Genomic DNA, 23009 nt, shown 5'->3' on the forward strand with positions numbered 1-23009 from the left:
AATAAGACCCAAAGAAGATAAGGTTGTTCAGGAGCGAGTATGGCAAGGAAAAAGTTGAGGAGGAACCGGAGCGTAGCAGAGGAAATCCCCATTTTGTTACCAAAACCCCGAGGTTTTAGAAAACCTCGGCGTTCTGACAAAACGGGAAACCCCCAAACGTGAGGATTCCGACGAAACTTTTGACACCGCCAGGCGAAGCTCATCAACAACCGGTGGTCCTTGAAAACTGAACAGTGGAGAGATGGTTGTATAGAAGCCAATAGACGTTAGCCGAGAGCTAAGCAGTATTGGCAAAGCAACAACTAACTCGAATAACTCAAAGAATTAGACCTCGTCTAAGGAAAAGAGTAATTCCGAAACAACAAACAAAAGAGAGCTAAATCAAGCACTCAGCTGAAGAAGACTAGTGGCGCAAGTCACTAAAGATATTCATGGAGAGTTTGATCCTGGCTCAGGACGAACGCTGGCGGCGTGCTTAACACATGCAAGTCGAACGGGCGAAGCGGGATAGCTTGCTATCCTGCAGAGCTAGTGGCGGACGGGTGAGTAACGCGTGGGCAATCTGCCCGTAAGAGGGGGATAACACCTGGAAACGGGTGCTAATACCGCATAACATTATTTTTACGCATGTAGAGATAATCAAAGGAGCAATCTACTTACGGATGAGCCCGCGTCTGATTAGCTAGTTGGCAGGGTAACGGCCTACCAAGGCGACGATCAGTAGCCGGCCTGAGAGGGTGAACGGCCACACTGGAACTGAGACACGGTCCAGACTCCTACGGGAGGCAGCAGTGGGGAATCTTCCGCAATGGGCGAAAGCCTGACGGAGCAACGCCGCGTGAGTGAAGAAGGCCTTCGGGTTGTAAAACTCTGTCATCAGGGAAGAAACAAATGACGGTACCTGAGGAGGAAGCCACGGCTAACTACGTGCCAGCAGCCGCGGTAATACGTAGGTGGCGAGCGTTGTCCGGAATTACTGGGCGTAAAGCGCGCGTAGGCGGGAATTTAAGTCAGGAGTGTAAACTGACGGCTCAACCGTCAGCTTGCTTCTGAAACTGGATTTCTTGAGGGTATGAGAGGGAAGCGGAATTCCTAGTGTAGCGGTGAAATGCGTAGATATTAGGAGGAACACCAGTGGCGAAGGCGGCTTCCTGGCATACAACTGACGCTGAGGTGCGAAAGCGTGGGGAGCGAACGGGATTAGATACCCCGGTAGTCCACGCCGTAAACGATGGGCACTAGGTGTAGGAGGTATCGACCCCTTCTGTGCCGTAGTTAACACAATAAGTGCCCCGCCTGGGGAGTACGGCCGCAAGGCTGAAACTCAAAGGAATTGACGGGGGCCCGCACAAGCGGTGGAGTATGTGGTTTAATTCGACGCAACGCGAAGAACCTTACCAGGGCTTGACATCCCCTGACCGTTATGGAAACATAATTTTCTGCCTTCGGGCAGACAGGGAGACAGGTGGTGCATGGTTGTCGTCAGCTCGTGTCGTGAGATGTTGGGTTAAGTCCCGCAACGAGCGCAACCCCTATGTTTAGTTGCCATCAGGTAAAGCTGGGCACTCTAGAGAGACTGCCGGTGACAAACCGGAGGAAGGTGGGGATGACGTCAAATCATCATGCCCCTTATGTTCTGGGCTACACACGTACTACAATGGCCGGTACAATGGGCGGCGAAGGGGCGACCCGGAGCAAATCCCATCAAAGCCGGTCCCAGTTCGGATTGCAGTCTGCAACTCGACTGCATGAAGTCGGAATCGCTAGTAATCGCAGGTCAGCATACTGCGGTGAATACGTTCCCGGGCCTTGTACACACCGCCCGTCACACCACGAAAGTTGACAACACCCGAAGCCGGTGAGCTAACCGCAAGGAGGCAGCCGTCGAAGGTGGGGCCGATGATTGGGGTGAAGTCGTAACAAGGTAGCCGTATCGGAAGGTGCGGCTGGATCACCTCCTTTCTAAGGAGACTAACCTTCTATAAAAAGAAGGAGGTTGTTTAGAAACGAGCATGGCAAGGAAACAGTTGAGAAGGGGCCGGAGCGTACTGAATGTACGTGAGGATTCCGACGAAACTGTTGACGCAGTCAGGCGAAGTTTATTAACAACCGATACACTCCTAGGTCGATCAACCATCTCTTCGAGACTGTTCACTAGTGAACAGTCAAGCACTGTTTAGTTTTGAAGGACTATAAGTTCTTCGATATACTGTTCTTTGAAAACTTTATAGAGGAAGAAAGTAGTAAGAAAACCGAGCGCGCCTTTTAGAAGTGGAGAGAAATCTTGATGTCTAGAAGGAAGCAAGGAAAACGGCAAATAAAATGCGAGAGCATAATAAGAACCTCAAAAGGGTTTTTAGATGCAAGCATAGCAAGGAAGACGGATCGAACGAACCGGAGGCGTAATGTAATTTACGGTGAGGATTCGGGCGGGCCGGCTGACGAAGCTAGGCGTCGCTTTTCAATGGCCGATCAAACTACTGCCTGAGGTCAAGTTAATAAGAGCGTACGGCGGATGCCTAGGCGCCAGGAGCCGAGGAAGGACGTAGAAAGCTGCGAAAAGCTACGGTGAGCCGCAAGCAGGCAACGACCCGTAGATATCCGAATGGGGCAACCCGGCGGGAGTAATATCCCGTCACCCTATGCTGAATACATAGGCATAGAGGAGGCAACCCGGGGAACTGAAACATCTAAGTACCCGGAGGAAAAGAAAACAACAGTGATTCCGTAAGTAGCGGCGAGCGAACGCGGAAGAGCCCAAACCAGTATACTTAGGTGTACTGGGGTAGCGGGACTCTCATAAGCGAAGCAAGGCTTAATCGAAGAGGACTGGAAAGTCCCGGCACAGAAGGTAATACCCCTGTAGATGAAAAGTCAAGCTAAGCGGAGAGTATCCCAAGTACCACGGGACACGTGAAACCCCGTGGGAATCTGGGAGGACCACCTCCTAAGGCTAAATACTACCTGGCGACCGATAGTGAACAAGTACCGTGAGGGAAAGGTGAAAAGCACCCCGGGAGGGGAGTGAAAAAGAACCTGAAACCGTATGCTTACAAGCAGTCGGAGCGCTATATATGCGTGACGGCGTGCCTTTTGTAGAATGAACCGGCGAGTTACGGTAACGAGCAAGGTTAAGCACTTAAGGTGTGAAGCCGAAGGGAAACCGAGTCTTAAAAGGGCGCTAAGTTCGTTGCTGTAGACCCGAAACCGCGTGATCTACCCATGTCCAGGGTGAAGCTAAGGTAAGACTTGGTGGAGGCCCGAACCGACCGACGTTGAAAAGTCGGCGGATGAGGTGTGGGTAGGGGTGAAATGCCAATCGAACGCGGAGATAGCTGGTTCTCCCCGAAATAGCTTTAGGGCTAGCCTCAAGGGATGATTTACGGGGGTAGAGCACTGATTAGGCTAGGGGCCCTACCAGGTTACCGAACCTTATCAAACTCCGAATACCGTAAATTTACCTTGGGAGTCAGACTGCGAGTGATAAGATCCGTAGTCGAGAGGGAAACAGCCCAGACCGACAGCTAAGGTCCCGAAGTCCAGACTAAGTGGAGAAGGATGTGGGATTGCATAGACAACCAGGATGTTGGCTTAGAAGCAGCCACCATTTAAAGAGTGCGTAATAGCTCACTGGTCGAGTGGCCCTGCGCCGAAAATGTACCGGGGCTAAGTCTGGCACCGAAGCTTCGGATTAAGAAGTGTCAATAGACACATTTTAGTGGTAGGGGAGCGTTCTGTATGGGTAGAAGCTGTACCGTAAGGAGCAGTGGACTGTACAGAAGTGAGAATGCCGGTATGAGTACGCGAGAAGGCAGGTGAGAATCCTGCCCGCCGAAAACCTAAGGTTTCCTGGGGAAGGCTCGTCCGCCCAGGGTAAGCCGGGACCTAAGCCGAGGCGTATAGCGTAGGCGATGGACAATCGGTTGAGAATCCGATGCCACCACGAGCCGTATGAAGGAAGGGATGACACAGGAGGGCAGGCTAAGCCAGCGATTGGAAGAGCTGGTCCAAGCGAGTAGGGAGAGCTGTAGGCAAAACCGCAGTTCAAGATCCTGAGACGTGACGGGGAACGAAAAACAAGTAGTGAAGTAGCTGATCCCACACTGTCTAGAAAAGTCTCTAACGAGGCAAAATGGTGCCCGTACCGTAAACCGACACAGGTAGGAAGGGAGAGAATCCTAAGGCGCGCGAGAGAACCCTTGTTAAGGAACTCGGCAAAATGACCCCGTAACTTCGGGAGAAGGGGTACCCCATTAACGTGAAATGAACACTCATGGAGCGTGAAGGGGTCGCAGAGGAGAGGCCCAAGCGACTGTTTACCAAAAACACAGGTGCCTGCAAAGTGGAAACACGACGTATAGGTGCTGACGCCTGCCCGGTGCTGGAAGGTTAAGAGGAGAGGTTAGCGCAAGCGAAGCTTTGAATCGAAGCCCCAGTAAACGGCGGCCGTAACTATAACGGTCCTAAGGTAGCGAAATTCCTTGTCGGGTAAGTTCCGACCCGCACGAAAGGCGTAACGATTTGGGCGCTGTCTCAACAAGGGGCTCGGCGAAATTGTAATGCCGGTGAAGATGCCGGCTACCCGCGACAGGACAGAAAGACCCCGTGGAGCTTTACTGCAGCCTGACATTGGATTTTGGTACGTCATGTACAGGATAGGTGGGAGACTAGGATACATGGACGCTAGTCTGTGAGGAGTCGATGGTGGGATACCACCCTTGAAGTATTGAAGTTCTAACCCACGTCCGTAATCCGGATGGGGGACATTGTCAGGTGGGCAGTTTGACTGGGGCGGTCGCCTCCCAAAGAGTAACGGAGGCGCCCAAAGGTTCCCTCAGACTGGATGGAAATCAGTCGAAGAGTGTAAAGGCAGAAGGGAGCTTGACTGCGAGACCGACGGGTCGAGCAGGGACGAAAGTCGGGCTTAGTGATCCGGTGGTTCCGAGTGGAAGGGCCATCGCTCAACGGATAAAAGCTACCCCGGGGATAACAGGCTTATCTCCCCCAAGAGTCCACATCGACGGGGAGGTTTGGCACCTCGATGTCGGCTTATCGCATCCTGGGGCTGAAGTAGGTCCCAAGGGTTGGGCTGTTCGCCCATTAAAGCGGTACATGAGCTGGGTTCAGAACGTCGTGAGACAGTTCGGTCCCTATCCGTCGCGGGCGCAGGAAATTTGAGAGGATCTGTCCCTAGTACGAGAGGACCGGGATGGACGCACCACTGGTGCACCAGTTGTCGCGCCAGCGGCACAGCTGGGTAGCTATGTGCGGATTAGATAACCGCTGAAAGCATCTAAGCGGGAAACTAACCTCAAGATAAGATTTCCCATGGAGTTAATCCAGTAAGACCCGTGGAAGATTACCACGTTGATAGGCCAGGTGTGTAAGTGCAGCAATGTATTGAGCTAACTGGTACTAATAGGTCGAGGACTTGACCTGAAGCAGTAGTGAACAATTCTTACGAAACAATCCTCTATAAAGTTTTGAGGGAACAATTTAAAATTGACCTCAGATTTCTAAATAGTTTATTTAAGAAATACTTGAGTAAACTGTTTAGAAACGAGCATGGCAAGGAAGATATCCTGACCGACGACGGAGGCGTACTGGTGGTACGTCGGAGGAGGAGGCAGGATAGCTGACGCAGCCAGGCGAAGTTTATAAATAGTTTAAAGTTTCCGGTGACAATGGCGAGAGGGATCCACCCGTTCCCATCCCGAACACGGCAGTTAAGCCTCTCAGCGCTGATGGTACTTGGACCGCAGGGTCCTGGGAGAGTAGGACGTTGCCGGATTTAATATGATAAACCACTTGTGAGAACAAGTGGTTTATCTATTTTGAATAGCAAGCCGAAAGTGAAATCCAGGATGTTGATATGTTAATATATGTCATTTTTTGACTCCGAATTCGGTTTACAAGAAATATAAGTATATAATATAATTGTTTTAAGGGATCTGAGTCACGTACCCATTTCTTGCTTCAATGAGTTCTACGCCTGTTGGAGAACAACTCTATGCATTTAAATCCTGCCTTTTGGTGTTAAATCAAATTGGTAACATCAATACCTCATGCTTAGACATAGTTTAAAAAACTGAAATTGCAAGAATAAACGAGTATTAGTGATGAAAACTTAATTTTTGGAAGGAGAGTTATTCTATGGGTATCATGGAAGGAAAAGTTGTCATCATTACTGGAGGTGGTCAAAACATCGGGAAAGGGGTCGCTATCGCATTTGCTAAGGAAGGGGCATCGCTCGTAATAACTGACGTTGTAGAAGAGGTTTTAGTTGCAGCCAAGGAAGAATTTGAACGTGATTATGGGATAAAGGTGCTGGCGCTTATCGCAGATGGTAGTGCTGAGGAAGCTGTCAAAAGTGCTATCCAAAAGACTGTAGAAATGTTTGGCCGTATCGACGTAATCATCAATAACGCACACAGAAGAACTACCCAAGCTCCCTTGGAGAACTACACTGAAGAAGATTTTATGATTAACTTCAGGACAGGTCCACTTGCTGCGTTTTTCTATATGAAGCACGCTTTACCGTATCTAAAAGAAACGAAGGGTTCTGTGATTAACTTAGGATCCGGTGGCCATCAGAACGGAATGCTCGAAGCTGGCGCATACAATACTTCTAAGGCAGCTACGAGCGGACTCACACGTTCAGCTGCAAACGAATGGGGGAAATATGGTATCAATGTTAACGAACTCTGCCCTGTTGTGATGACCCCTGCTTTTGAGGAATGGATTAAAAAGTATCCCGAAATGTACCAGCGCACCGTTATCGAACGGACTGCTATGCGCCGTGTGGGTGATTCTGAGAACGATATTGGACGAATCTGTGTCTTTCTCGCTTCAGCGGATGCCAAATATCTCACCGCACAATGTATTAATGCAGATGGTGGAAATATAATTCGTCCGTAATTTTCAATATAACTATTGACAGTCAAAAATCATCATGTTAAAATCCTGTCTTTGACAGTTGTGAGACGCAAAAAGCTTGGAACACCTTATAAATAGGGCGTTTCAAGCTTTTTTAATATTTGAAAAAGTGCGTACTTTTTTAAAGTTTAGTGTCTTTATAAATTTTTTTCATCAGTTTTGTACTGACAATTTGATAATCCGTTCTAAAACCGAATGCCTCATGTAGTGCATCTGTAAAATCCGTTCTGGTATAGGTAGGTATATAGCCTTCGGCAGGAATCGAGTAAAAGTTCATTTCTCTTAATTCGGTAATGATATTGTGGCTCGTAAATTGTTCTCCAAGTTTTTTTTCAAGATATCTAAAAAGGGTCAATGCGAGAAAACAGGTAGTGAAATGTGCTTGTATCCTGTCATCTCTACTTAAGTAAACAGGTCTGGCTTTGAACTCACTTTTCATCAATCTAAAGGATTCTTCAATCTCCCAACGTCTGTTATTGATCTTTGTGATGGTGGAAGCATCATCATCCAAGTTTGTGCATATTGTATAAAATCCATCAAACATTTCTTCATTAGCAATAGCTTGTTCATTTAAGCTGTAAATTACTTTGTCCGCTATTTCGCCATCATTTGTAATGTTGGTGGGAGATATGAAACGTTTAAAGTCATTTTGGCTTTTTTTCTTGATGTCTGATGGCTTGGTTTGAATTAGTTTGATGGCACGTTCCAGCTGTCTATTCCTTATCTGCCTCTGGTAATCCCGATATTTTAAAGAAAAGGTGACAATAAGTTTTTGCTCAAGTCCATCTTCCTTAATCCAACGTTCCTTAAAAAAGGTTTCGGCTTTGTATTTTTCATAGGTTAATTCATCCTGAGCGAGCATTCCAATGTCAAAGGTTTTGTTGATGCCCGAAAGACGCCATCCAGAAGGGTCAAGTGCCCACTCTCTTAGATGTTTTTTCAACTTTTTGGTAGACTGGGTTGTAATGAATGCCCGGTTTTTTTTATTGTTGAATTTACGATTTTCCGTTGATGAAAGTCCGGCATCTGTGCAGACAATAAACTTTGATAGTTCAAAGTCTTTGAGGATTTTTTCTTCCAAAGGTCTGAGGGTCGTTTGCTCATTGGTATTGCCGCTATGAATACTAAAAGCAAGAGGAATCCCATCTCCGTCCATAAATAAGCCCATCTCAACAATCGGGTTTGGTTTGTGATCTTTGGCAAAACCGTATTGTTTAAGACCGTCCTCCTGTTCGATTTCAAAAAAGTAATTTGTGCAGTCATAATAAAGAATACGGTCATTTCGCTTTGAAATAGACAAGCTGTTTTTGTAAAGCTCAGATTGTATAAAATCCATTTCTTTGGAAATTACCTCTAAGGCTCTATACACATGCTGCAATTCGAAGTTAGGTTGTTCCAATAAACGTTTTGATTCCTGATAGGTATTAAGTTTTGACGAGGGGAATAAGATTCTGCCGTAAATCAATCTTGAAAGAATAAAGTCCAGATTAAAGGTAAACTTATAGTTGTTAGAGATTTCTTTGCAAATCCTGTGTAGACCTAATTGATGATAAAGTTGTTGCAAGAAGAGATAACCGCCGTTAAAGGAACGTTGTTTATCTCTATCAATCAACTTGGATTGGTAATACTTAACAATAACATCTCGTTTGTGTTCCTTTTCCTTTTGGTTTAATTCAGCGATGTAGTTTTTTGCCCATTCATAAGGGTCTTGTCCATTTAATTTTTTTCTGAGTTCTGCCTCGGTTCCAAGCTTCTCAACAATTACGGAAGAATTTGACTGAGTTTTACTGTTATAGACAGATTTAATTACATAAAGTGAAGCTGAATTCTTAGATTTGGTTACCTTCAGTCTCATAATAGACATCGCCTCCCCTTATATTATAACACAGTGCGAGGAAGTGCGCTATATAAAAAAGAAAAAAAGATAAAAAAATAAGCCTGTATCAAGGCTTTCGGAGATTTTTACTTTTGCAACTGTCAAAGACCCGAACGATATTGGACGAATCTGTGTCTTTCTCGCTTCAGCGGATGCCAAATATCTCACCGCACAATGTATTAATGCAGATGGTGGAAATATAATTCGTCCGTAATTTTCAATATAACTATTGACAGTCAAAAATCATCATGTTAAAATAAATCTATATTAAATATTTGGTACATTGATGTATCTGCTAGCAACGGTGCTTTTTGAAAGGTGGACTTTCAAAAAGCACTTTTTGTTTTTTAGCGTGCCCTAAGTTTATTGCTGACTTTGGGGTTGAGCAAAGACGCTCTCAGTCAGGGATTGGCGTCGATTCCTGAAGGAGAGTATTTTTGTTTAAGCATATAAAAATTAATATTGGGGTGAAGCTTATGAAGACTTTAAAAATTGTTTTTATTTTAACATTCCTTTTGACAGCTGCTCTTCCTGGGGTAGCCTGGGCGGCAGATACGCCGGTTGTAAATACCGGGGATACAACATTTATTATTATTTCCACAGCCATGGTTTTTCTGATGACTCCGGGATTAGCCTTATTTTACGGAGGCATGGTGAGGAAAAAGAATGTATTGGGCACTACAATGCAAAGTGTTATAGCCATAGCGTTAATTTCCGTACAATGGATTATCATTGGATACACTTTGTCTTTTGGGCCTGATAATGCCGGTTTGATTGGCGGCCTGGAATGGCTGGGACTAAAAGGTGTCGGCCTTGATCCCAATCCTGACTATGCCGCAACTATTCCTGCCCAGTTATTTATGGCATTCCAAATGATGTTTGCCATTATTACTCCGGCATTAATTTCAGGATCTGTTGCGGAAAGGATGAGATTCCCTGCTTTTGCAGCGTTTATACTGCTTTGGGCGACATTGGTATATGATCCTGTAGCCCATTGGGTATGGGGAGTTAATGGCTGGATTCGCAACCTGGGTGCCATTGATTTCGCAGGTGGTACCGTAGTACATATAATATCCGGGGTTTCTGCTTTGGTGGCCTGCCTCGTGTTGGGGAAACGTAAAAATCGGCCTTCGGAACCAACATTGCCTCATAATATTCCGATGGTAGTAATGGGTGCAAGTCTGCTTTGGTTTGGCTGGTTTGGGTTTAATGCCGGCAGTGCTTTAGGTGCCAATGGCATTGCTGCGGCTGCCTTTGTAAACACAAATACGGCTGCTGCTGCTGCTGCTTTAGGTTGGTTGATAGCTGAGTGGATGCACCATGGCAAGCCTACTGTTCTTGGACTAGTCAGTGGTGCTGTAGCCGGCCTGGTAGCTATTACTCCTGCCGCAGGTTTTGTCACTCCAATGGCGGCAATTGTAATTGGAATAGTTTCCGGGGTTCTCTGTTACTTTATGATTGCGGTAGTAAAAGGAAGACTTGGATATGACGATTCTCTTGATGCTTTTGGCATGCACGGTATTGGCGGAACGTGGGGGGCTATTGCCACTGGTTTCTTTGCCACCAAGACGGTTAATCCGGCTGGTGCAGACGGTCTTTTTTACGGTGATCCTTCACTGGTAATCAAACAGCTTATCGCAGTTGCAGCAACTTATGCTTTTGCAGCCATAAGCACTTATCTTATCTTGAAAGCAGTTAGTCTGGTATTTAAACTTCGCGTATTACCCGAAGAGGAAGAGTCAGGCTTGGATATTACCCAGCATGGTGAGGATGCCTATCGTGATTTTGCCGTTGGAAGTACTGTAACTAGAAGCACTAAAGTTGGTATCCATAATCCGGCACTTGAATTAAAACTAGGAGGTGTTTTCCATGAAAAAAATTGAAGCAGTTATCCGTCCGTCTAAACTGGATGATATTAAAGAAGCATTAGGTAAATTCGGCATTCATGGCATGACTGTAACCGAGGTAATCGGATGCGGATTGCAAAAAGGAAAAAAGGAGGTTTACAGGGGGACTGAATATACAATTGACCTATTACCTAAAATTAAAGTAGAGGTTGTTATTAGAGATAAGTGGGTTGATGAAGTGGTCAGGATTATTATTAATATAGCAAGAACCGGTGAAATCGGGGATGGCAAAATATTTGTCTATCCTGTTGAAAATGCAGTGCGTATCAGAACCGGCGAAGGTGGAGAAGAGGCTATATAACAAAGTCTGTCGATGGGGGTAAAATTGAATATGCATACTGGGATGCATTAAGAGCGAAGACGCTTTTGGGAAATTAGTAAATCCCTAAAGCGTCTTTTTCTGTATTCTCAAAAATTGATGAACATCAAACAACATAAAGAAGGATATAACAATGATTAAAACTATTTTGCGCATTTCTGGTGTTTTTTTATGCAGGCTGGGTTTGCCATGGTTGAAACCGGGTAGGGTTAAGTGCCAGGTGTAGGTTTTCAGGCAAATTAATTAAACTTGAAATAGGTTTAAAAGTATGTTAAGATATTATTCGTTGATATACTCCTCGGTAGCTCAATGGTAGAGCAACCGGCTGTTAACCGGTAGGTTGTAGGTTCGAATCCTACCCGGGGAGCCATAAAAAATACGGGGCTGACTCATAACTAGGAGTCAGTCTTCTTTAATAAAAGGGGCAAAATGATATTATCAGATATTGAAAAGAGACGTACATCAAACGGGATGCACGTCTCTTAATTATACTGAAAATTATTAGGCCATTCACTGAACCATACTACTTACGTACTACCTTGAAATCATCATCTGTTAATGTCAGCTTGATTCTTTTAAACAGGAGGCACCATTCTTCGAAAAACAGGCCAACCAAAATTTTAAAAAGTGTGATGCCATTTGACAGCCTTTCTTTAAAAGGCCACTTTAGTTCATCATTGCCGCATATGGTGGCTTTATTCACAGCTTCAACTTTTTTACGCATTTGCTGCAGCTTTACTTTTTGTTCATTTTGAGGAAGTTTAACTATATCGTCAATTTCCTTGATTATATCCCGGGCCATTTTAATGCGGTATTCGATATCTTTATAAAGTGGTTCATCAATTAACCCATAGTCTTTTTTAACCTTATTCAATCTTAATGCCGCTTCATATGTTGCATCAACAATTTCGTCCCTGGTCATGGCATCAGTTTCATAGCTAAGAATATATTTCCAACTAGGCTTGGTAAGAGCCTGGCGGTGTTCTTCGAGGGTACGGTAAAACTGCCTGTAACCGAATTTCTCGGGTTCTTCGAAAGCCAGACATCCGGGGTCCAGGAAAGGTGACAGCGGGGCTACAAAGAAACACAGCCTTTTATCACCCTGAAACTTTTCTAGTAGGTAGCGGCAATAATCTACTGAAGAAACGGCATCCTCATAAGATTGCTTGGGAATCCCTGTCATGAAAAATATATCTATTTTACGGCAGTTATTTTTCAGGGCTGATTCTAAAGTATCTTCTATTTTTTTATTGCTGATCGGGAGCTTTCCGTTAAATTTACGAATTCGTTCAATATGTGATTCCAAGGTAATTTCAATACTGTAGTTTGGCAGGGCTTTATCCAGTCTCCCGAAAAACTCATCACCTGCCGGGAAAAACAGCTCGAATACCAGTTCATTCTTTATATTGGATTTTTCTAGTAATGTTAAAAATTCCTCAGTAAATTCGGGACCTGCCATGCGAAAATCATTTAAGATAAATATCGGAGCCTGCCCGAGTTTTTGCAGAAAAAGAATATCTTCAATCATTACTTTTGGTGACCGGAAGGCCGGTTTGGACCTATTGCATATTTTTTTATATGCAGATGCCGACCCGCCGCAGATAGAACAGTTCTGGGTACAGCCACGGGAAGTCAGCAGAGCTGTTACCGGATATTTTATCCAGTCTGCATAAGGAACGGTGTTATGCAGACTGCCATATTTAAAAACAGAGCGGACAACGTATTTATAACCAGGAATTGAGGTATAGTCCATATCATCAGGGACGTGTGTAAGAGGATTAACAACAACTTCACCGTTCGACTTTTTCCAGGTAAGGTTCGGGATTTTATCGACCGGACGTCCTTGCCTTATAGCGATAATAAGTTGTTTGATAAGGTCCTCTGTAGAGTCTCCTCTTAAGACATAATCAACACAGGGGTATGCTGCCAGTTCTTTGTGATAATAAGAGGCGGACAGACCGCCAAAAATAACAGGCGTATCAGGATGATGCTTTTTGACTATTTTGGCTACCTCAATACTACCATGGGCATGTGGCAGCCAGTGCAGGTCAATGCCGAACAATCTGGGGTTAAGCCCGGCAATAACCTTTTCCACGTCATAATTAGGATTTCTCAACATCTGATAAGCAAGATTAATCAATTGTACATTAAAACCGTTTTGTTCCAGGCTATCAGCAATACTGGTGATTCCAACCGGATACATTTCAAATGTTGCTGTTGAAGGCACAACATCACTGATTGGTCCAAACATAATTGTATCTTTCCGAAAATCATAAACACTGGGAGCGTGTAAAAAAACTAAATCTTTGCGAAACATAGTTCTCCCCCATTTCCAAGATTGCAAGAAAAATCACAATCGATAATATATAAACCTATAATATATGACAATAAAAAGTAAAAAGGTTTATTTTTGCCCCAGCAGCAGCCGGGCTCTATTGAAAAAAAGCTTCACTTCTACAAACAAAAGCCGGATAAAAACTGAAGCCAAGGAAAAAATATTTCCAAATCGCTGTGTGATGGGCCACTTTAGTTCATCTTTGCCGCAGATTGAATGCCGGTTGATTTGTTCGACTTTGGTTTTTAGTTTTTTCATGGCATCTTGTTTCAGGCCTTCATCCTTGATATCCATTATTTTGTCTATTTCATCCATTACTTCTTGAGCACTGCTGATTCTGAACTCTATCTGCTTGTAAACATCATCATCAATAAGGTTATATTCGTGTTTAAGGGCATTAAGTTTTAAAGCAGCTTCATACGTTGAGCGTACAATTTCATCACGGGTCATACTGTCCGTTTCATAACTAAGAATGTGTTTCCAACTTGGTTTGGTGAGTGCATGATAATGATCTTCAAGTGTGTGGCAATACTTTTTGTAACCGTATTTTTCCGGGAACTCAAAGGCCAGACAACCTGGGTCTAGAAATGGTGCTAATGGTGCAATAAACAGGGACAATCTTTTATCACCATCAAATTTTTCAAGCAAATGACGGCAGTAGTTAATAGAATCTACGGCTTGTGCATAGGTTTGTTTGGGGATACCGGTCATGAAAAAGATATCAATTTTTCGACAGCCGTATTTAAAGGCTGAGGCTATAGTGTTTTCCACCTGTTCGTTGGAACAGGAAAATTTTCTGTTCATCTTCCGGATAGACTCTATATGGGTTTCCAGGGTCATTTCCAGGCTGAATTTTGGCACTGCATCTGCAATTTTGGCAAAATACTCATCATCGGCTTCCCAGAATAATTCTATAATCAGTTCGTTTTTTACGTTTTCCTTTTTTAGTAAACTAAAGAATTCGTTTACATATTCCGGGCCTGCTTGACGCAGGTCATGAAGCACAAAAATTGGGGCTTGGCCAAGTTTTTGGATAAGCCGGATATCTTCAATAAGGGACTGAGGTGATCTATATGCCGGCTTGTCCCTGTTGCAAATCCTTTTATACGCGAATTCAGAGCCTCCGCAGATGGAACAGTTTTGAGTGCAGCCCCGTGCTGTTAGCAGAGCTGTAATCGGATATTTTAACCAGTCAAGGTATGGTACGGTATTATGCAAATTTGCGTATTTGAACACTGAACGCACCACATAACTATAACAAGGTATCGAAATATAATCAATATTTTCCGGCACGTGTGTCAACGGGTTAATCATAGGGGTGGCGTCTGTTGTTTTCCAGGTAAGGTTTGGGATTTTATCAAAGGGAAGTTCATATCTCAAAGCTTTCATTAACTGTAGCATTGGTTCTTCTGTGCTGTCCCCCCTGACAACAAAGTCAACAAACGGATAAGATATAAGTTCTTCATGATAATAAGAAGATGATAAGCCCCCGAAAATGACTGGAATATCCGGGTGATACTTCTTGCATATTTTGGCAAGCTCTATACTGCCATGAACATGAGGCAGCCAGTGAAGGTCAATCCCAAAGGCAACCGGATTCATAGCAGCAATCACTTTTTCAACGTCATAGTCCTCATTTCTCAGCATCTGGTAGGCAATATTGACAATCTGTACATTGAAACCATTATGCTCAAGAGTTTCGCCAATGCTGGTAATCCCAACAGGATACATTTCAAAAGTAGGAGATGAGGGCACAACATCACTGATTGGCCCGAACATAATGGTATCTTTTCTAAAATCGTAAACACTCGGAGCGTGGAGAAAGATCAGGTCTTTTTTAAACAGTTTAAGCATTTATTAGTCCCTCTTTCCTTTTATGCATCTTTGCATCTTTGCATGTAAATATAATTCTATGCATATTTGCACGTATATATAATAAATGAATAAAAAATATAAACTAATTTTAACGTCAGGCGGAATATAATATACTCCACCTGACGCAAGCACACTGTCAATAATGAAAACGAGGTCTGGAGCGAACCATCTACATTTTACCACATTAAATCTATGTTTAGAAGAGAATTTTTCTGCCAAAATGTCGACAAAGGTCAGAAAAGGTCTAAAGGTCAAAGGAATAAATATAAATTACTGACCAAAAAATATTAGCAAACAGCAACAAAATCAGATATCGTGCGCAACATAGCGTAATAAATACCTGTAGTGATTAATGACAATATAATAGCAAAAAACAGACGGATAAAGATGAGTTTGGCAAAATATATCCAATTACAGGACTTGAATATTTTGGTCAAAAAAGGTATAAAATATATTAAAGGTCAAAAAAGGTCAAAGTCAAAAAAGGTCAAAGTCAAAAAAGGTCGAATATGGCGTTCGCGGGGGGATGTATATGGCAAATATTACTGATATCATTGAAGAATATATAAAAGCAAAAATAGGCCTGAGCAACAGTGGGGCAATTATTTTTCGCCGCAGTGAACTGGCTGAAAAATTTAGCTGTGTACCGTCTCAGATTAATTATGTTTTAAGTACTAGATTCCCTTTAAGCAGGGGGTATGTTGTTGAGACTAGAAGGGGCGGCGGGGGTTTTATCCGCATAATTAGAGTCCCTCTGGAGGAATCGGAAGAACTGCTTGATATTGTTTATGAAAAAATTGGCACACAGATTTCCACCGATGAGGCTATTGGCCTAATTCATTATCTTTTCGAAGAAAATATTATTTCAAGGCGTGAGGTCTACCTTATGGAAACCGTTATAGAAGTGGCGGTGCCTGAGCAAAGAGATCCTGAAGCTCGAAGGCATAGGGCGGTACTTTTGAAATCAATGTTGATGGTATTACTTAGGCACAAAAAATAGGGGAGGGGGTGTAAAGATGGATTTTAACCGCTTTACTCAAAAATCCAGAGAAGCTATTTCTGCAGCCCAGCAGCTTGCTGCAGAACGGCATCACCAAGAACTTACCGGGAAACACCTGCTGGCTGCTATGATGGAGCAGGATGGGGGGATGACCCCCCGGTTTCTGGAACACGCCGGAGTTAATCCGACTATTTTTGCCGGAAGGGTTTCCTGGCTGTTAAACAAAATTCCCGTTGTTACGGGATATGAAGGCTCCCTTATAATGGGCAGCGGTCTAGCGCGTGTCCTGGTCAGAGCTGAAAAGGAAGCCAGGGACATGAAGGACGATTATGTTAGTGTAGAACATTTGCTGTTAGCCTTGCTGGAAGACGGGGAGCCAGAGACTAAGGAAGCTTTAGCTGAGGCCGGGCTTACCCGTGAAAATCTGCTTAATTCACTGCGGGCAGTAAGGGGAAATCAGAGAGTAACCGGGGAAAACCCTGAAGGAACGTATGAGGCTTTGGAACGATACGGTCGTGATTTAACAAAACTGGCACGGGACGGGAAATTAGATCCGGTTATTGGCCGTGATGATGAAATACGAAGAATTATTGAAATTCTTTCTCGGAGAACTAAAAATAACCCGGTACTGATTGGAGAGCCTGGAGTTGGTAAGACTGCTGTTGCCGAAGGATTGGCACGGCGGATTGTAGCGGGCGATGTCCCTGAGGGGTTAAAGGACAAATGTTTGATAAATCTGGATATGGGCGCACTTGTTGCCGGTGCCAAGTACCGCGGTGAATTTGAGGAAAGGCTGAAAGCGGTCCTCAAAGAGGTTCAGGAGTCAGATGGCAAAGTAATCCTATTTATTGATGAACTGCATACAGTTGTCGGTGCCGGCGCCGCTGAGGGTTCGGTTGATGCCGGGAACCTTCTCAAGCCAATGCTGGCCAGGGGTGAATTGCGTACAATTGGTGCTACTACCTTAAATGAATATAGGAAATATGTGGAAAAAGACGCGGCTCTGGAGCGTCGTTTCCAGCCGATTATAGTTAATCCTCCCTCGGTTGAGGATACAGTTTCTATTTTAAGAGGCTTGAAAGAGCGTTATGAGGTACATCATGGAGTTCGTATACAGGATGGCGCTATTGTGGCGGCGGCAATGCTGTCTGACCGTTACATTTCTGATCGGTTTTTACCCGATAAGGCAATTGACCTTATGGATGAAGCCGCGGCGAAGCTGCGTACAGAAATTGACAGTATGCCGACTGAGTTGGATGAAATCACACGAAAAATCATGCAGCTGGAAATTGAAGAAGCCGCTTTGGGAAAAGAAAAGGATCAGGCTTCCGGAGAACGGCTTAACAAAATTAAGGAACAGTTGGCTGAATTGCGCAGTGAAGCTGATGGTATGAAGGCCCAGTGGCAGGTGGAAAAAGAAGTCATTTCCAGAGTACGCAGCTTAAAGAAAGAAATTGAGCAAACGAGGCAGGAAATGGAAAAAGCTGAGCGTGAATACGACCTTAACAGGTTGGCAGAGCTGAAATACAGCCGCCTTGATAATCTTGAAAGACAGCTCAAATCAGAGGAAGAGCATCTGGCGGGCAAGCAGAAAAGCGGGATGCTTTTAAAGGAAGAAGTTGATGCAGAGGATATTGCCAGGGTAGTTAGCCGTTGGACAGGTATACCGGTCAGCAAGTTGATGGAAGGTGAAAAAGAAAAACTACTTCATCTTGATGAGGAATTGCACAAACGCGTTATTGGCCAGGATGAGGCGGTACGTGCCGTTGCTGATGCTGTACTTAGAGCAAGGGCCGGGATTAAGGACCCCAATCGTCCTATTGGTTCATTTATATTTTTGGGACCGACCGGTGTTGGCAAAACTGAGTTGGCCAGGGCTTTAGCACAGGCACTTTTTGATGATGAGCGCAGTATTATTAGGCTGGATATGTCTGAATATATGGAAAAGCATACGGTCTCCAGGTTGATTGGAGCCCCGCCGGGATATGTTGGCTATGAAGAAGGCGGTCAATTGACGGAGGCAGTTAGGCGAAAGCCTTATTCGGTTATACTATTGGATGAAATTGAAAAAGCACATCATGATGTGTTTAATGTCCTGCTGCAATTACTGGATGACGGCAGACTGACAGATGGGCATGGGCGTACTGTTAACTTTAGGAATACTGTTGTTATTATGACATCAAATATAGGCAGCAAGGAGATTCTTGCTCATCAGGAACGCGGCGGGGATTTTGAACAAATGAGAAACAGTGTCTTAAATATTATGAGGCAGCATTTTAGGCCTGAGTTTCTTAACAGGGTTGACGAAATTGTGGTTTTCCATGCCCTGGAACAGGAGCATGTTCGAAAAATTGCCGGACTTCTGTTGGAGAGACTGTCCCGCCATGTCTTAGCCACTAATGGGATAAAGCTGAGCTATAAGGATGGTGCCCTTAATTACCTGGCATCAAGAGGTTATGAAGCGGTATATGGCGCTCGTCCGCTGAAAAGGCTGATTAGGCAGGAAGTGGAAACTCCATTTAGCCGCCATGTAGTCAGGGGTGATTTCCTGCCTGGGGATATCGTGGTCTTAAGGGCTGGGGATACTGGTTTAAGCATAGATAAAGCATAGGAGGAGGGTACCGGCATGTTATGTGAAAAATGTCAGAAGGGACCGGCAACAGTTCATGTGACCAGAATTATTAATGGCAAGAAAACCGAAGCAAATCTCTGTGACATTTGTGCACAGGAAGAAAATAATATCGGTTTTGGTGAACCCACATGGATGCTGCACAATATTTTTGCCGACTTGTTTAATCAACCTGTGCCAGGAAGTCATGTGGCCCAAGAAAAACGTGAAGAGACGGTCCGGTGTGAGCAGTGTGGTTTTACTGATGCCCAGTTTTCAAAAGTTGGCAAACTGGGTTGCCCTAAATGCTATGAAGTTTTTGAAAATAAGCTGGAACCCGTGTTAAGACGGGTACATGGGAATCCGGTGCATATGGGCAAGATACCTAAAAGGACCGGAGGCACTATCGGATTGCGTAAGGAAATAGAGGGATTAAAACTTGAGCTGAAGGCTGCTATCAACCGTGAGGAATATGAAAAGGCTGCTAAAATAAGGGATGAGATTCGCAGCCTGGAAAAGAAACTTGGCTAGGGGGTATCTTCATGTCAATAAAGGATACTTTAATCAGTACGAAAACTAAGTGGGCCGAGGGGGAGGGGCCTGATATAGATGTAGTTATAAGCTCCAGAATTAGGTTGGCCAGAAACTTAAAGGATTACCCCTTTCCCCATTTTATGTCCGAAGAACAGGCTGATCAGATATTAAATGCAGTCAGGAATGTTGTGATACAAAATGAAGCAGCGGGAAAACTAGATTATCCGGAGTTTATCTTACTGTCTGAATTAACTGCCATTGAAAGGCAGATATTGGTAGAAAAGCATTTGATAAGTCCCCAGCATATCCAAAACCCGGCTAACCGTGCCGTGGTTTTAGCAGCAGATGAGTCTGTCAGTATCATGGTTAATGAAGAGGACCACTTGAGAATTCAGTGTCTCCTTCCGGGATTGCAGCTGGAGGAGGCCTGGAATTTGGCTAATGGTACAGATGATATCCTGGAAAAACAATTGGATTATAGTTATTGTGAAAAGAGAGGATATCTTACATCTTGTCCCACGAATGTCGGTACAGGGCTTCGGGCTTCAGTGATGCTTCATCTGCCTTGCATGGTGATGACAAAACAGGTGGGTAAAATAGTTGCTGCCGTCGCTCAGTTGGGCCTTGCTGTAAGAGGATATTATGGTGAAGGGACTGAGGCCTATGGAAATATTTTTCAAGTATCCAACCAGGTTACTATGGGATATGTTGAAGAAGAGATAGTAAAAAACCTTCTTACAGTAACCACACAGGTTGCTGCCCAGGAGAGGGCCACCAGAGAAAAAATTTACAATAATAATAAATCTGTGATTGAGGACAGAATTTTTCGCTCCTTTGGGATAATGAGTCAGGCTAGGGTAATGACTTCCCAAGAAGCGCTGAAAAACATTTCGAACCTTAGGCTTGGAGTGGAGCTGGGTTTATTAAAAGACTTAAATTTTGCAAAAATTAATGAATTGATAATTATTACTACACCTGCTTTTCTTATTAAAAAGGCAGGTAAGGATTTAAATGCCGAAGAACGCGATTTGCTGCGAGCTGAAATTATAAGGGAAAAAATAAATTAAAATTGTGAGGTGAAATCTATGTTTGGAAGATTTACGGAAAGGGCTCAAAAGGTTTTAATGCTGGCTCAGGAGGAAGCCAGACGGTCAAATTACCCTTATGTTGGTACTGAACACTTATTATTGGGTTTAATCGGAGAAGGAGGCGGCATTGCTGCAAAGGTTTTGCATTCTTTGGGCATAGAATCTGATAAGGTCCGCCAGGAAGTTGAAAAGACTATTGGTAAGGGTGGCGGAGCTGCCATTGGGGATATTGGCTTCACTCCCAGATCTAAGAAGGTATTAGAACTTTCATTTGATGAAGCCAGAAGCCTTGGCCATAACTATATTGGGACAGAGCATATTTTGCTCGGCCTTATCAGGGAAGGCGAAGGAGTGGCGGCAACTGTGCTGCAAAACCTTGGAGCAGACTTGAACTCTGTCCGCAAGGGGGTTATAGGGATGTTAAACGGGAGCCAGTCGTCGGGGGGACAATCAAAAGCAACCGATGCCAAAACCGCTACTCCAAATCTTGATGAGTTTGGTCGCGATTTGACTGTTTTGGGTAAGGAAGGTAAATTAGACCCTGTGGTAGGCAGGGAGAAAGAAATTGAACGGGTAATCCAGGTGTTGAGCAGAAGAACAAAGAACAACCCGGTACTTATTGGTGAGCCTGGGGTGGGTAAAACTGCCATTGCCGAGGGTTTGGCCCAAAGAATTGAACAAGGCAATGTGCCGGAGACCTTATTATCAAAAAGGGTAGTTACCCTTGACTTGGCATCAGTTGTTGCCGGGACCAAGTTCCGTGGTGAATTTGAGGAGCGTTTGAAGAAAGTAATGGAAGAAATCAGGAGTGCCGGAAATATTATTCTTTTTATAGATGAACTGCATACCCTTATTGGAGCCGGAGCAGCAGAAGGTGCAATTGATGCCGCTAACATTCTGAAACCGGCCTTGGCCAGAGGTGAGCTGCAATGTATTGGTGCAACAACTCTTGATGAATATCGTAAGCATATAGAGAAAGACCCTGCCTTAGAGCGGAGGTTTCAGCCTATTACCGTGGAAGAACCAAATATTGAAGAAGCACTGGAAATACTCCGTGGTTTAAGGGACCGCTATGAAGCCCATCACCGAGTAGAAATTTCTGATGAAGCAATTGAAGCCGCTGTTAGGTTGTCAGACAGGTATATTACCGATAGGTTTATGCCTGATAAGGCTATTGACCTTATTGATGAAGCTGCGTCAAGAGTCAGGCTGCAGACTTATGTTGCGCCTCCGGGAATTAAAGAGAAAGAAAAAGAGCTGGAAAAAATACGCCAGGAAAAGGAAGCTGCTATTTCAGCACAGGAATTCGAAAAAGCCGCCGGGTTGAGGGATAGTGAACAAAACCTTCGGGAAGAACTGGATAACATAAAAAAAGACTGGGAAAAGCAAAAAGGGTTTGAAAAGCAAACTGTTGAAGAAGAAGATATTGCTCATATTGTATCCAGTTGGACGGGAATTCCTGTTAGTAAACTGGCTGAAGAAGAGAGCGAAAGACTTTTGAAAATGGAGGAGGTCTTGCACCAGCGGGTTATCGGACAGGATGAGGCGGTTAAGGCGGTATCCAGGGCTGTCCGCCGGGCACGGGCTGGTCTTAAGGATCCCAAACGGCCAATCGGGTCTTTTATCTTCCTAGGCCCAACAGGGGTTGGCAAAACTGAGCTTGCCAGGGCATTGGCGGAGGCTTTGTTTGGCGAAGAGGATGCTTTGATTAGAATTGATATGTCTGAATATATGGAAAAACACGCTGTATCCAGGCTTGTTGGAGCTCCTCCCGGATATGTGGGGTACGATGAAGGAGGTCAATTAACAGAATCAGTCAGGAGAAAACCATATAGTGTAATTCTTCTTGATGAAATTGAAAAGGCTCATCCAGAAGTCTTTAACATTCTGCTTCAGGTCCTGGAAGACGGCAGGCTAACAGATGCTAAAGGGCGTACTGTTGATTTTCGCAATACTGTATTGATTATGACATCAAATGTTGGTGCCGAAATGCTGAAAAAAGAAACTTCACTTGGCTTCCGGCCTGCAACTAGGGAAAAAAGCTATGAAGATATGAAGGATAAAGTAACTAATGAACTGCGTCGTACCTTTAGGCCTGAATTCCTGAACCGGATTGATGAAATTATTGTATTCCATTCCTTGGATGAAAGCCATATCAAGCAAATTGTTGAGCTTATGGTGAACGAAGTTGCCGCAAGACTGAGAGAGAGTAATTTGATTATTGAGGTTACGGAAAAGGCTAAAGAATTCCTGGCCAAAGAAGGTTTTGACCAGATGTACGGGGCTAGGCCTCTGCGCCGTGCTATTCAGAAACATATAGAAGACCGGCTTTCTGAAGAAATCCTTTCAGGAAATTTCAATAAAGGGAATAAACTGCTTATTGACGCAGGTGCAGAAGGAATTGTTGTAGTTGGTGACATGGTGAGCGCAGGCACTTAAGGCAGATAGAATGAAGGATAACTTGGAGTAGAGGGGAAAGGCCAGCCGGATTTGGATGGCCTTTTCTTCGCTTTATTCTATCAAAATGTACC

The 23009-nt window shown here is 44.2% G+C and carries 11 protein-coding genes, 1 tRNA gene and 3 rRNA genes; 12 read left to right on the forward strand and 3 right to left on the reverse strand.

The features are described 5' to 3' along the window. The first annotated feature begins 428 nt into the window (after positions 1-428). The 4 genes from ABFY19_RS00780 (at position 429) to ABFY19_RS00795 (ending at position 6918) form a co-directional block, all read left to right on the forward strand. Positions 429-1962 (forward strand): 16S ribosomal RNA (locus ABFY19_RS00780). 526 nt (positions 1963-2488) lie between these two features. Beyond that, positions 2489-5439 (forward strand): 23S ribosomal RNA (locus tag ABFY19_RS00785). 235 nt (positions 5440-5674) lie between these two features. Continuing rightward, positions 5675-5791, forward strand: a 5S ribosomal RNA gene (gene rrf, locus ABFY19_RS00790). Together the 16S, 23S and 5S rRNA genes form the textbook arrangement of a ribosomal RNA operon. Positions 5792-6153: 362 nt before the next feature. Further along, positions 6154-6918 (forward strand): SDR family NAD(P)-dependent oxidoreductase, encoded by a 765-nt coding sequence (locus ABFY19_RS00795; RefSeq protein ID WP_418791379.1) that lies wholly within the window; start codon positions 6154-6156, stop codon positions 6916-6918. Positions 6919-7057: 139 nt separating this feature from the next. On the opposite strand, the gene ABFY19_RS00800 is transcribed toward ABFY19_RS00795, so the two are convergent. Further along, a complete protein-coding gene (locus ABFY19_RS00800; protein WP_418790735.1) occupies positions 7058-8791 on the reverse strand; it encodes an IS1634 family transposase in 1734 nt (577 codons plus the stop codon). A gap of 497 nt (positions 8792-9288) precedes the next feature. On the opposite strand from ABFY19_RS00800, the gene ABFY19_RS00805 reads away from it, so the two are divergent. The 3 genes from ABFY19_RS00805 to ABFY19_RS00815 all read left to right on the forward strand — a co-directional run bounded on the left by ABFY19_RS00805 (position 9289) and on the right by ABFY19_RS00815 (position 11408). After that, the gene (locus ABFY19_RS00805) at positions 9289-10695 is read left to right on the forward strand and encodes an ammonium transporter (RefSeq protein WP_418791380.1); all 1407 of its coding nucleotides are present in this window, start codon (positions 9289-9291) and stop codon (positions 10693-10695) included. Continuing rightward, complete coding sequence (locus ABFY19_RS00810; protein WP_418791381.1) at positions 10682-11020, forward strand: P-II family nitrogen regulator; 339 nt, start codon at positions 10682-10684, stop codon at positions 11018-11020. Before ABFY19_RS00805 ends, ABFY19_RS00810 begins: the two co-directional genes overlap by 14 nt. A 313-nt stretch (positions 11021-11333) precedes the next feature. After that, positions 11334-11408 (forward strand) — tRNA-Asn (locus tag ABFY19_RS00815). A 153-nt stretch (positions 11409-11561) separates the two neighbouring features. Here ABFY19_RS00815 and ABFY19_RS00820 read toward each other — a convergent pair. Further along, positions 11562-13355, reverse strand: a complete 1794-nt coding sequence (locus ABFY19_RS00820) for a TIGR04190 family B12-binding domain/radical SAM domain protein (RefSeq protein WP_418791382.1) — start codon at positions 13353-13355, stop codon at positions 11562-11564. 87 nt (positions 13356-13442) lie between these two features. Beyond that, positions 13443-15227, reverse strand: coding sequence for a TIGR04190 family B12-binding domain/radical SAM domain protein (locus tag ABFY19_RS00825; protein ID WP_418791383.1), 1785 nt, complete (start codon positions 15225-15227; stop codon positions 13443-13445). 553 nt (positions 15228-15780) lie between these two features. Between ABFY19_RS00825 and ABFY19_RS00830 the strand changes: the two genes are divergently transcribed. Genes ABFY19_RS00830 through ABFY19_RS00850 form a run of 5 tightly spaced genes read left to right on the forward strand, consistent with a single transcriptional unit; the run spans position 15781 to position 22917 of the window. Then, complete coding sequence (locus ABFY19_RS00830) at positions 15781-16248, forward strand: CtsR family transcriptional regulator (protein ID WP_418791384.1); 468 nt, start codon at positions 15781-15783, stop codon at positions 16246-16248. A gap of 16 nt (positions 16249-16264) precedes the next feature. Beyond that, positions 16265-18859, forward strand: a complete 2595-nt coding sequence (clpB, locus tag ABFY19_RS00835) for an ATP-dependent chaperone ClpB (RefSeq protein ID WP_418791386.1) — start codon at positions 16265-16267, stop codon at positions 18857-18859. Positions 18860-18874: 15 nt separating this feature from the next. Continuing rightward, a complete protein-coding gene (locus tag ABFY19_RS00840) occupies positions 18875-19387 on the forward strand; it encodes a UvrB/UvrC motif-containing protein (protein ID WP_418791387.1) in 513 nt (170 codons plus the stop codon). Positions 19388-19398: 11 nt separating this feature from the next. After that, positions 19399-20457 carry a protein arginine kinase gene (locus ABFY19_RS00845; protein ID WP_418791388.1) on the forward strand — a complete coding sequence of 353 codons (1059 nt, stop codon included), beginning with the start codon at positions 19399-19401 and terminating at the stop codon, positions 20455-20457. Positions 20458-20475: 18 nt separating this feature from the next. After that, the gene (locus ABFY19_RS00850; RefSeq protein ID WP_418791389.1) at positions 20476-22917 is read left to right on the forward strand and encodes an ATP-dependent Clp protease ATP-binding subunit; all 2442 of its coding nucleotides are present in this window, start codon (positions 20476-20478) and stop codon (positions 22915-22917) included. The last annotated feature ends 92 nt before the right edge of the window (positions 22918-23009 follow it).

Source organism: Phosphitispora sp. TUW77 (genome assembly GCF_048453025.1).
In the GTDB taxonomy this organism is placed as follows: domain Bacteria; phylum Bacillota; class Thermincolia; order Thermincolales; family UBA2595; genus Phosphitispora.